An 11,644-nucleotide genomic window follows, 5' to 3' on the forward strand; every position below is an offset into this window, starting at 1 on the left:
CGTGTAAAACTTGCCCTTTGGGAGTTTCACCGAGCTTCCACTACGTTGTTACGTTAACTTATAAGGTACCTACATTACCGCATTAACGCGCCTAGTATTGAAAACACGGTGAAGCTCTGAAACACGTATCTTCAAGTTGATTGGGTATAGATATTTATCTTGAGTTCAGGTTGTTTACTCTGTTTCAGTTTCTTCTGTATCTGCGCTGATAAGTGGCCAGCCACCCAGCGCTTTCCAGCGGTTAACAATATGACAAAACAACTCTGCAGTACGTTCAGTGTCATACAGAGCGGAGTGGGCTTCTTTATTGTCAAAATCAATACCCGCCATCTTACAAGCTTTGGCCAGTACGGTATGGCCAATAGCTAAGCCTGCGAGTGTCGCAGTGTCAAAGCTTGCAAATGGATGAAACGGTGAACGTTTTAAGCTATTACGCTCAATGGCTTGATTCACAAAACCCAAATCAAATGCAGCGTTATGAGCCACGATAATACTGCGATGGCAATCAGCCGCTTTTTGGGCTTTTTTGACTTCTTTAAATATCTCTAAAAAGGCCACTTTTTCATCAACAGCTCCCCGAAGCGGGTTAGTCGGATCAATACCGTTGAACGCCAAGGCTTCGGGTTCTAGGTTTGCACCTTCAAAAGGCTCAATATGAAAATGTAAGGTTTTGTCGAGTTCAATAACCCCATCACTGTTCATTTTCAACATTGTGACAGCAATTTCGAGCAACGCATCGGTTTTGGCGTTAAAACCTGCGGTTTCAACATCAATAACCACAGGGAAGTAACCACGAAAGCGGTGTTTAAACTTGTTAGCGTCACAAATATCAGTCATTACAGTCTTTATCCTCAATTGATATCATTTTCAGAGTAAATGATATAAGCCGAGTATTATGCGCAAACTGACGCGCAGTGTCATGTTTGATTGTGTTTTTTATCGGCGATTAAACATGATTGTTTGCTAAAGAAACCCTTAAACAGGCCGATAGTAACTATGTAATCGATATAAAGGGTGTTTTTATGTGGCGAAAACTAATGGTACTCACAAGTTTGTGTCTTTGCTCAACGGCTCATGCCGATTTGAGACATTATGTTGCGTCCCTTGAAAACTCAGCATGGCGTGTGGGTGAAAATAATCCAATCGAATGTCGTTTAGAGCATGATATTCCTGATTACGGTCGCGCCGTGTTTACCAGTATTGCAGGTAAAGAACTCAATTTACAATTTACTTTAGATATGTGGTTAAAGCCTGATTCTGTGACCAATGCAACGCTAATCAGTCGAGCGCCTAGTTGGCGACCTGGGCATAACTCTAAAGAAATTACTCAACTCGCTTACCAGAAGCAATTTAATGGAGAAGTACCCAAAAAGGCGGCGTGGTCAATGTTGACAGAATTAAGCCAAGGTATGGAACCGACATTTTATTATGCCGATTGGTACAACCCTAATTCCAAAATTGCCGTGGGGTTGTCATCGGCCAACTTTGGTGGCAAGTATCGTGAGTTTCGTTCTTGTTTAGCTAACTTATTACCCTACAGTTTTGATGATATTGCGTTTACGGTACTTAATTACCAAGAGGGTGGTGTGGAGTTAACTCGCTTTTCAAAAATGCAATTACAAAAAGTACAGCGTTACTTGTCATTTGACCCTGAAGTGGAACTTGTCTTGATTGATGCTTATACCGATAGTTATGGTGGCCGCTCAGTAAACCAAAGGGTATCAGATAAGCGTGCAGACTCCGTTAAAGATATTCTTATTGCCAGTGGTATTCCTCAAGAGCGTATTCACACCGAAGGGCATGGTGAAAAACGCCATGTGGCGGCCAACGATCTCGAGCAGGAACGCCAAATAAACCGCCGTGTAGTGATTAAGATCACCAAACCGATTTAAGACCTAATCAATGCGTGTAACGCAACGGCAATACAATAAACCTAAGTAGTTTATTGCTTGGGTTTTATTTTGTTTGTTGCTCAGACTTTAATACCCATTCAACTAATTATCTGGTCATTCAGCGGGAGTTCTGTGTCTTCTAGGCAAGTAGTAATAGGATTGTAGGCATAGTTGTTCTCGGCAACAGCTCCTGCGTTGCTCTACCTCCTGCATCCATGCAGTCGTACGTCAAAATGCTATTAAGCAGTATAGAAGGCACAGAAACCCGCCTGCAGGAGGCGCTTAGACTGTCCATTTCTTTTTGTTGCATTGTCTTAGAAGGGAATAACCATTATTTCAACAATGCGCCTCAAACAGGACAGCCTGAGTGACTCTGATTGGTCACATAATTAATGGAAATGGTATAACAGGTTATTGGCAAAAAAAGATAAAAAAAACCCACTTAATCCAAGTGGGCTAAATAATTTGCAATCAACAAATTTAAGGAAGGAAGTCAAGCATAAGAACAAGGGTAAACTGAGGTATTGGGCTACATCAGTTTGGTGTTCTTTGTTTTCAACATCTGAATCGGATGTGTCCTGAAAACAAGGCTATAGTAGAATGAAAAAATGGATTCAACAAACTAGAAAAATTACGATTTACCATTAGTAAAACTAATGAATCAGCTTTGGGTTAAGCTTGGCGGATCATGCTTAAGCGCCTGTTATAGCGGTTTGTTAGATTGTTATCCATATCTTATGCATAATTAGTCGGATTAATAAATTGGGGTAAGTGATAATATTTAACAATTGCTGGTTCAGCTCTTTGTCATGCAGTTGTTTATTTAATAATAGACGCTCTAAAACCGATATATTTTACGTATTACTATGATGATACGGGGGAAACTGATTAACTTGCCAGCTATGTTATGTTGTTCTATTGAGTTAATCGATGTCTATAATATGAACTCGATAGATTTGAGCATGCTGTAGGCACTTTATATTGTTAGCCAAAAGGCAGTAAGCGGTCGTAACGGAATACTGACTAGTGATAAGTTAGTTTCGTTATTGCATCCTCTAAAAAGGGTTTATAACGTGCGATTCCCGCTCAATATCGATACTGATTTATAGGGTATAAGATGAGGTTTATTGGCACTTTTTTGTGTAAACTTTTGTTAATGATTTGGGGAAATACATTAATAAAGCTTCATCTATTACCGTTCCTGAGGTTTTTAGTGTGTTTTAGCGCATTTTGAGCAAAATAAAGTCCTTTTTTCCCGTCAGGTATTATTCACAAGCGTGCAGCTACTCGGTATAGTAAGCCAACTTTTGTCTGTTAAGAATTCGTGTTCTGATTATGTTTGTTTGGCCCATATCAATTTACTATGAAGATACCGATGCTGGTGGTGTTGTGTATCATTCAAATTACTTAAACTTTTTTGAAAGGGCACGGACACAATGGTTAAAAACAATGGGTATTCGCCAAGCACAATTGTTGGCGGAGGATATTGCTTTTGTCGTTAAACATGCCGATATCGATTTTCGTAAAGCAGCAAAATTTGAGCAAGACTTATTGGTTGAATCCAAAGTCGTCGAATTAAAAAAAGCGTCTTTGGTGTTTCACCAACGCTTAGTTGATCATCAAGGTGATTGCTATTGTGAAGCGACAGTCGTTGTCGCGTGTATATCTTTGTCACGAATGCGTCCCCGCGCTATTCCCCTAAATATTGTTCAGGAGTTTGACAGTGCACGCTGAAATTTCATTTATTGGTTTGTTTTTAGAAGCCAGTGTGTTGGTAAAATTGGTCATGTTGACCTTGTTGGCATTATCAATTGCCTCTTGGGCTGTGATTATCCAACGCAACAAATTGCTCAGCTCAGCAAGAGTTAAAGCATTACGCTTTGAAGATACCTTTTGGTCTGGTGTTGATTTAAACCGTCTTTATAAAGAACTCATTGCCCGTGGTAATGCAATATCAGGTTTAGAGGCGATGTTTGTTGCTGGGTTTAAAGAATATACCCGCTTGAGTAAAGTCAACAGCAAATCACCAGAAGCGGTGATGGACGGAACATCACGTGCTATGCGTGTGAGCTTGTCACGTGAGATGGAAAAATTAGAACATCATTTACCTTTATTGGCCACGATTGGCTCAACCAGCCCATATATTGGTTTATTTGGAACGGTATGGGGGATCATGAATTCGTTTATCGCATTAGGTGCAGTTGAAAACGCGACGCTTGCAATGGTTGCTCCAGGTATTGCAGAAGCACTAATTGCCACCGCAATGGGTTTATTTGCGGCAATTCCTGCCGTTATTGGTTACAACAGATTCTCGACTCAAGTTGAAAAGCTTGAAGGCTCATATGCCAACTTTATGGAAGAATTCTCAAACATATTGCAACGTCAAGCGTATAGCGAGAAGGAAGCTGTTTAATGTATCAGCGTAAACGTCGTCGTCCGGTTGCAGAAATCAACGTGGTGCCTTATATCGACGTGATGTTGGTGTTGTTAATTATTTTTATGGTTACAGCGCCAATCGTATCGCAAGGTGTCAAAGTAGAATTGCCGCAAGGCAATGCAGAAACGCTGCCACCAGACAGTAAGCCGCCCATTGTTGCCTCTATTGATGCCGCAGGTGAATATTTTTTAAACGTGGGCAGTAGCTCAAACTCTGTCGCGATGGATTTAGAGCAAGTCTCTACTGAAGTTGGTGCGCTTATCATGCTGGAACCGCAAAGGCCGGTAGTGGTAAAAGCGGATCGCTCTATACCATATGAAAGCGTGATCCAATTAATGATAAGCCTACAAAGTGCTGGCGTACCTGCGGTTGGACTTATGACCGATTCACCGAAGGAGAAATAGGTGGCTGGAAAATCAGATTTAACCGTACCAGTCTCTATTTCTGCTGGTATTCATATTGGCTTTATCGTCATTCTTGCCTTAGGGGTAAGCTTTGATGATAAACCTAAGCAAATGCAAACGGCGGCCAGCGCACCTGCCGTTCAAGCAATTGTGATTGATCAACAAAAAGTAAATGAGCGAGTTGAGCAATTAAAGAAACAAAAGCAAGATGCATTGCAGCAAGAAAAAACTCGCCAGGCAGAACTCGAACGTAAAGCTTTAGAAGCAAAGCGTGAACGTGAGCGTGAGCAAGAAAAGATTAAAACATTAGAGATCCAGCGCAAACAGAAAGAAGCTGAAACTCAAAAAGCGAATGATGCAGCTAAAGCCGCTCAGGTTAAACAGCAACAAGAGAAAGAGCGTGCTTTAAAAGCTGAAGAAGTGCGTAAGCAAAAAGAGCAAGAGCAAAAAGCGTCTGAAGAAGCCGCCAAGCAAGCAGCTGAAAAACGTAAGCAAGAAGAAGCAGCGGCTAAAAAAGCACAAGAAGAGCGTCAGCGTGCTGAAGATGAGCGTAAGCGTAAAGAGGAAGCTGAGCGTAAACTACGCGAAGAAGCGGAGAAAAAACGCCAAGCCGCTGAAACCAAAGCACGTCAAGAGCGTGAAATGGCCGAGGCAATGGCTGCAGAACAAGATTCGTTGTCAAAAACACGTAATAGACAAGTGTTGTCTGAAGTTGATAAATATAAAGCAATGATTATTGCCACGATTCAACGTAACTTAGTGGTTGATGAATCAATGCGTGGTAAAAGTTGTCGAGTCTTTATTCGCCTAGCACCAGACGGGTTTGTGACCACGGCGCAGACATTAGAAGGTGACCAGGTCGTTTGCCGCGCGGCAAAAGTGTCGATAAATAAAGCGGGGCGTTTACCTGTTTCACCGGAACCTGCTGTTTATCAACAATTAAAAGAAATTAATTTAACGGTTTCACCGGAATTTAATTAGTGTCAAACGTAATTAGTGATGGAATTGAGTAAAAGGAGTCGCATGAAGAATTTGGCTAAATGGTTAACACTGGTACTTATTGTGTTAACGGCACCTGCTCGCGCAGCGTTAGATATTGTGATTACAGAAGGTGTGGATGCCGCAAGACCCATTGCTGTAGTGCCTTTTGTTTGGCAAGGGCAAGGGCCAGCTCCTGCGTCTATTTCTGATGTGGTGACATCGGATCTTGCTCGCAGCGGCACCTTTAAGTCGTTAGACGTAAGAGCATTGCCACAAACGAGTTTGTCATCAGTAAACGGTTTTGCAGCGCAAAATTGGGCTAATGTCGAAGCGGAAGCGGTTGTTGTGGGTTCTGTAAAGCCTTATGGGACAGATCAGTATTTAGTGAGCTTTGAACTGATTGATTTAGTAAAAGCGCAAAATGTGATCACTAAAGGCCCAGTCAATAACAGCGAACTTCTACTCGAAAGCCGTGAAACGGTCATAAGTGCTAACCAATTTAGACAATACGGTCACCGAATTAGCGATATCGTTTACGAAAAGTTGACGGGTATTCGTGGTGCATTTTTAACTCGCATTGCTTATGTTGTTGTTAAGCAAGGTCAAAAATCGCCTTATCATTTGATGATTGCAGATTATGACGGTTACAATGAGCAAATGTTATTACGTTCACCAGAACCATTAATGTCACCAACATGGTCGCCTGACGGTCGTCGTTTAGCGTATGTCAGTTTTGAGAACAGAAAAGCTGAAATTTTTGTACAAGACATCTACAGTCAAACGCGTACTATGGTGAGTAGTTTCAATGGGATTAATGGTGCTCCGTCATTTTCTCCTGATGGCAAAAAGCTAGCCATCACGTTATCTAAAGACGGTCAGCCTGAAGTTTATGTGGTCGATATTGCGACTAAAAGTTCACAACGCATCACAGATCATTATGCGATTGATACAGAGCCTTCATGGTTCCCAGATGGTAAATCATTGTTATTTACCTCTGAGCGTGGTGGTCGACCACAGTTATATCGCGTGAGTTTAGATACAAAAAAAGTCTCACGTATGACATTTGAAGGCGAATGGAACCTTGGTGGTTCAATTACTCCTGACGGTCGTAGTATGATTTTTGTAAACCGTACTAATGGTAAGTTCCACATTGCTAGAATGGATTTAGCGACACGCTTTATGCAGGTGCTTTCATCAACTCAGCTTGATGAATCGCCAAGTGTTGCTCCCAATGGCACTATGGTTATCTATGGTACAACCCATCAAGGTAAACAAGTATTAGCTGCTGTTTCTATGGACGGCAGATTTAAAGCAAGATTGCCTGTCGGCCAGGGCGAGGTGAAGTCACCAGCATGGTCTCCGTTTCTCTAAATAGATATTGATAAGGATTTAAAATGGATCTGAATAAGTTGTTTAAAGCTATGCTGGTTGCAGTTCCGCTTATGGCACTGGGTGCCTGTAGCTCAACTTCAGACTCTGAAACAGACGCTAGCGGTTCTATGAGTGGTACTGGTAGTGAATATGGTACTGGTGGTATTGAAACTGGTGGTGCTGGCGCAGTGTTAAGCCCGGTTGAACAGCAGCGTTTAAAAGAACAAGAATTACGTCGTCAAAACATTATTTACTTTGATTTTGACCGCAGTGAAGTTCAAAGCGAAAACGCTGAAATTCTTCAAGCTCACGGTAACTATTTAGTAGAAAACCCAAATGTTCGCGTATTGATTGAAGGTCATGCTGACGAACGTGGTACGCCAGAGTACAACATCGCACTAGGCGAACGTCGTGCTAAAGCAATTGCTAAGTACTTACAAGGTATGGGTGTACAACCTAGCCAAATGAGTATCGTAAGCTATGGTGAAGAGAAACCATTAGATTATTCTCGCACAGACACTGGTTTCGGTTTAAACCGTCGTGGCGTGTTAGTTTACTAAGCGTTAAAAATGTAAGGCCAACCGCCAGCGGTTGGCCTTTTTTAGGAGTGGACAAAATGAAACGAGCCATTTTAGTTGCGGCGATGTTCTTTACTACTGCGAGTACTTTTGCAGCCCCAGCCCCTGTGTCAGATGTGTCTGGTGGTTCGAATGATGATCGAATCGCAAAATTAGAACGTATTATTAAAGCCAAGCAACAAGTTGAGTTTGACTTGCAGCGCCGTATGGATGCACTACAAAATGAAGTGTTGGATTTACGTGGCATTACTGAGCAACAAAATTATCAAATGAATCAAATGTTGCAGCGTCAGCGTCAACTGTATGAGGAAATTGCTAATCTTACTGCTAAGTCATCGACACCTGCTGCGCCAGCAGAAACTCAAGTTGATCCAACTACCGTTGCTGCGGCAAGTTCAACGTTAGGTGAAACTGGCAGCTACGAAGCTGCGGTCAATTTAGTGTTGAAAGAGCGTAAATATGACGATGCTATCCCTGCATTTCGTGACTTTATTACTCAATACCCAGATTCTAGCTACGCAGCCAATGCCAATTATTGGTTAGGGCAACTGCTATACAATAAGGGTGATAATACTGCAGCGAAGCAAGCCTTTAGCACTGTAGTAAGCAAGTTTACCGATTCTAACAAGCGTGGCGATAGTTTGGTTAAACTCGGCATGATTGCTGAGAAAGAAAATGACTCGGCTGGTGCTAGAGCGCTTTATAACAAAGTACTCAAAGAATATGCCGATAGTGCCTCTGCGCGCCTTGCACAGCAGCAATTATCAGCATTGAAAGGCTAATTAAGCCAAAAAACAGCCTCTTAGTCTGTTTTTCATGCAAACAACAAGAAATTATAAATTTGCGCTTGCATGAGAAATTGAAAAAGGTATTATAGGCGCCCTCAGAACGACATAGCCTTCTGAGGGGTTTAAAAGCGTTAATCATCTCAATGTAGTTTCTGCATAATTAAGTGATTAAGGTTTATAAACCAAGATGGGTCGTTAGCTCAGCGGGTCTTGAAACATAGACAGTTGGCTTTTGTTCCAGTAAGCAGTAAAGCTTATAAAAAACAAGATGGGTCGTTAGCTCAGTCGGTAGAGCAGTTGGCTTTTAACCAATTGGTCGAAGGTTCGAATCCTTCACGACCCACCACTTTTTAAGTCGTGGTTAAAGAATTTAAACGTTATATCAGATGGGTCGTTAGCTCAGTCGGTAGAGCAGTTGGCTTTTAACCAATTGGTCGAAGGTTCGAATCCTTCACGACCCACCACTTTTTTAAATCGTGGTTAAAGAATTTAAACGTAATACCAGATGGGGCGTTAGCTCAGTCGGTCTTGAAACATAGACAGTTGGCTTTTGTTCCAGTAAGCGATAAAGCTTATAAAACCATGATGGGTCGTTAGCTCAGTCGGTAGAGCAGTTGGCTTTTAACCAATTGGTCGAAGGTTCGAATCCTTCACGACCCACCACTTTTTAAATCGTGGTTAAAGAATTTAAACGTAATACCAGATGGGTCGTTAGCTCAGTCGGTAGAGCAGTTGGCTTTTAACCAATTGGTCGAAGGTTCGAATCCTTCACGACCCACCACTTTTTAAATCGTGGTTAAAGAATTTAAACGTAATACCAGATGGGGCGTTAGCTCAGCGGGTCTTGAAACATAGACAGTTGGCTTTTGTTCCAGTAAGCGATAAAGCTTATAAAACCAAGATGGGTCGTTAGCTCAGTCGGTAGAGCAGTTGGCTTTTAACCAATTGGTCGAAGGTTCGAATCCTTCACGACCCACCACTTTTTTAAATCGTGGTTAAAGAATTTAAACGTTATATCAGGTTTACCAGATGGGTCGTTAGCTCAGCGGGTCTTGAAACATAGGCAGTTGGCTTTTGTTCCAGTAAGCGATAAAGCTTATAAAAACCAAGATGGGTCGTTAGCTCAGTCGGTAGAGCAGTTGGCTTTTAACCAATTGGTCGAAGGTTCGAATCCTTCACGACCCACCAATTCTTGATTTATCCTCTTCAATATCTACTTAATCAATATCTACTTAATCAATATCTACTTAATCAATATCTACTTGATAGTTCAAAACTAATTAATTCTACATTCAGTTTACTTATTTCCTATTAGATTCTTGTCAGGTATATGATTCAACTGTGCATTGATGACTGCAAAACCAAGATGGCCGTTAGCTCAGTCACTTTTGTTTAAATCAACGACTGCAGTTGGCTTTTAACCCATTGGTCGAAGGTTCGAATCCTTCACGACCCACCACTTCTTGATTTCTCCTCTTCAATACCTACGTGATAGTTCAAAACTAATTAATTCTATATTCAGTTTACTCATTTCCTATTAGGTTCTTGTCAGGTATATAATTCAACTGTGCATTGATGACTGCAAAATCAAGATGGGTCGTTAGCTCAGTCACTTTGGTTTAAATCAACGACTGTAGTAGGCTTTTAACCCATTGGTCGAAATTTCGAATCCTTCACGACTCACCATTTTTTGATTTATTCCTCATTATTTACCTTAGTTTATCCATTACAGCTTACCTGCATGTTCAAATGCAATGTACAAACCAAGTATTAGCTTTTGCTTGTCTACTTTTGTCTCATAGACTTATTGCTAATGTTACTTGATTGTTAATTGTTCGATATTGCATAGGATTAGAAAAAAATGATAAGGGAGAAAGCAATGAAACAAGCAAAACTGAGTTTATATGTTGCAGGTGCGATATTAGCAATGAGTGGGGGAGCTCAAGCTGCAACGGATATGACATTTGGTGGCTACATTAAAGCTGATGTTATGTTTAGTGATTATGGCAATGGCGCACCAGATTCTGGAGCGCTTTCAAGACAGTTTTATGTACCTGGTACTATTTATGGTACTGAAGGTAATGGTGAACAAGTTGTTGATTTTCAGGCAAGAGAATCTCGTTTTAACTTTAAAACTGTCACTGATTTAGATGGCCACACATTAACCGGGTTCATTGAGTTAGACTTTATGACTCATGCTGATGGTAATGAGCGTGTCTCAAATAGCTACTCACCACGTATTCGCCATGCTTTTGTAAGTTATGATGAATGGACCATAGGTCAAACTTGGTCTACGTTTCAAAACCCTGGGGCTTTACCTGAGAATTTAGATTTTGTAGGTGCACCAGAAGGCACGCCTTTTGTGAGACAGTCGCAAATACGTTATAGCAGTGGCAATTGGCAGTTCTCGATAGAAAACCCCGAAACGACAGTGACGCCGTTTGGGGGTGGTTCAAGGATAACCAGTGGCAGCGGTGTCGTGCCTGATTTTGTTGGTCGTTATAACTTTAAGACCTCAAATGGCTCGTCGTTTTCTGCTGCGGCCATTGTACGACAGCTCAATGTTGAGCAAACCATTGGTGGTACTGCTTATGACACCTCAGAGATGGGCTACGGCGCAAGTTTTGCGGGGGTGATCCCTGTCGGTAATGATGATTTTAAATTTACTGCCACTTATGGTGAAGGCCTGGGGCGTTATATGGCATTAAATTATGCCAATGCGGGTGTGATTGATGCTAATGGCGATATTGAAGCGATTAAATCATTTGGCGGCTTTGTGTCATATCGTCATTGGTGGACAGAGCAGTGGCGTTCAAGTGTAACTTTCTCTGGGTTTTCAGCTGACAACGATGTTGCGTTGACGGGGGAAGCGGTGAACAAGTCTGCTTATTCAGCTTACGTTAATTTATTGTACTCACCATCAAAGCCACTTACGTTTGGTGTTGAATTTATGCATGCATTAAATGAGCTTGAAAATGGTTTTGAAGGCGATTTAAATCGCGTGATTTTTTCAGCCAAATATGTACTGTAGTTTACTGTAGTAAAACAAAAGGCAACCATCTGGTTGCCTTTTTTGTTTGCCCAGCGAAGCTGGCAAACCCGTCAGGTTGAAAGAAACCTGAATCACCCCGACTGAGGGGAAGATAATCCGAATGGCAAGGGCGTTGCTGGCCAACGGCAGGGTCTGAAGGAA

At 41.6% G+C, this 11,644-nt stretch carries 10 protein-coding genes, 6 tRNA genes and 1 pseudogene; 15 read left to right on the plus strand and 2 right to left on the minus strand.

Annotation, left to right across the window (positions count from 1 at the left end):
- Positions 1 to 174: 174 nt before the first annotated feature.
- Complete coding sequence (gene rnt, locus IEY48_RS19700) at positions 175 to 837, minus strand: ribonuclease T (protein WP_188923258.1); 663 nt, start codon at positions 835 to 837, stop codon at positions 175 to 177.
- 185 nt (positions 838 to 1,022) lie between these two features.
- Here rnt and IEY48_RS19705 point away from each other — a divergent pair, with 185 nt between their 5' ends.
- The 15 genes from IEY48_RS19705 to IEY48_RS19775 all read left to right on the plus strand — a co-directional run bounded on the left by IEY48_RS19705 (position 1,023) and on the right by IEY48_RS19775 (position 11,482).
- Positions 1,023 to 1,892: a flagellar protein MotY gene (locus IEY48_RS19705; protein ID WP_188923259.1), complete on the plus strand. Its 870-nt coding sequence runs from the start codon at positions 1,023 to 1,025 to the stop codon at positions 1,890 to 1,892.
- A gap of 1,332 nt (positions 1,893 to 3,224) precedes the next feature.
- On the plus strand, positions 3,225 to 3,626 hold the full coding sequence (gene ybgC / locus IEY48_RS19710) for a tol-pal system-associated acyl-CoA thioesterase (protein WP_188923267.1): 402 nt from the start codon (positions 3,225 to 3,227) through the stop codon (positions 3,624 to 3,626).
- The gene (gene tolQ / locus IEY48_RS19715) at positions 3,616 to 4,305 is read left to right on the plus strand and encodes a protein TolQ (protein WP_188923260.1); all 690 of its coding nucleotides are present in this window, start codon (positions 3,616 to 3,618) and stop codon (positions 4,303 to 4,305) included. Before ybgC ends, tolQ begins: the two co-directional genes overlap by 11 nt.
- Entirely contained in the window at positions 4,305 to 4,733 is a 429-nt protein-coding gene (tolR, locus tag IEY48_RS19720) for a protein TolR (protein ID WP_188923261.1), read from the plus strand. Before tolQ ends, tolR begins: the two co-directional genes overlap by 1 nt.
- Positions 4,734 to 5,714, plus strand: a complete 981-nt coding sequence (gene tolA, locus IEY48_RS19725; protein WP_188923262.1) for a cell envelope integrity protein TolA — start codon at positions 4,734 to 4,736, stop codon at positions 5,712 to 5,714. It abuts the gene before it with no gap.
- A 42-nt stretch (positions 5,715 to 5,756) separates the two neighbouring features.
- Entirely contained in the window at positions 5,757 to 7,085 is a 1,329-nt protein-coding gene (gene tolB, locus IEY48_RS19730; protein WP_188923263.1) for a Tol-Pal system beta propeller repeat protein TolB, read from the plus strand.
- Positions 7,086 to 7,108: 23 nt separating this feature from the next.
- The gene (gene pal, locus IEY48_RS19735) at positions 7,109 to 7,645 is read left to right on the plus strand and encodes a peptidoglycan-associated lipoprotein Pal (protein WP_188923264.1); all 537 of its coding nucleotides are present in this window, start codon (positions 7,109 to 7,111) and stop codon (positions 7,643 to 7,645) included.
- Positions 7,646 to 7,701: 56 nt separating this feature from the next.
- Positions 7,702 to 8,445, plus strand: coding sequence for a tol-pal system protein YbgF (gene ybgF, locus IEY48_RS19740; RefSeq protein ID WP_188923265.1), 744 nt, complete (start codon positions 7,702 to 7,704; stop codon positions 8,443 to 8,445).
- 276 nt (positions 8,446 to 8,721) lie between these two features.
- Positions 8,722 to 8,797, plus strand: a tRNA-Lys gene (locus tag IEY48_RS19745).
- Positions 8,798 to 8,839: 42 nt separating this feature from the next.
- Positions 8,840 to 8,915: transfer RNA gene (locus IEY48_RS19750), tRNA-Lys, on the plus strand.
- Between the two features lie 123 nt (positions 8,916 to 9,038).
- Positions 9,039 to 9,114: transfer RNA gene (locus IEY48_RS19755), tRNA-Lys, on the plus strand.
- Between the two features lie 42 nt (positions 9,115 to 9,156).
- Positions 9,157 to 9,232: transfer RNA gene (locus IEY48_RS19760), tRNA-Lys, on the plus strand.
- Positions 9,233 to 9,354: 122 nt separating this feature from the next.
- A tRNA-Lys gene (locus tag IEY48_RS19765) sits at positions 9,355 to 9,430 on the plus strand.
- Between the two features lie 133 nt (positions 9,431 to 9,563).
- Positions 9,564 to 9,639, plus strand: a tRNA-Lys gene (locus IEY48_RS19770).
- A gap of 691 nt (positions 9,640 to 10,330) precedes the next feature.
- Positions 10,331 to 11,482, plus strand: coding sequence for a DcaP family trimeric outer membrane transporter (locus IEY48_RS19775; RefSeq protein ID WP_188923266.1), 1,152 nt, complete (start codon positions 10,331 to 10,333; stop codon positions 11,480 to 11,482).
- Here IEY48_RS19775 and IEY48_RS20505 read toward each other — a convergent pair.
- A pseudogene (locus tag IEY48_RS20505) lies at positions 11,462 to 11,644 on the minus strand (hypothetical protein); the annotation flags it as partial. The gene IEY48_RS19775 and the pseudogene IEY48_RS20505 sit on opposite strands and share 21 nt — an antisense overlap.

The organism is Shewanella saliphila (genome assembly GCF_014648295.1).
GTDB lineage: Bacteria > Pseudomonadota > Gammaproteobacteria > Enterobacterales > Shewanellaceae > Shewanella > Shewanella saliphila.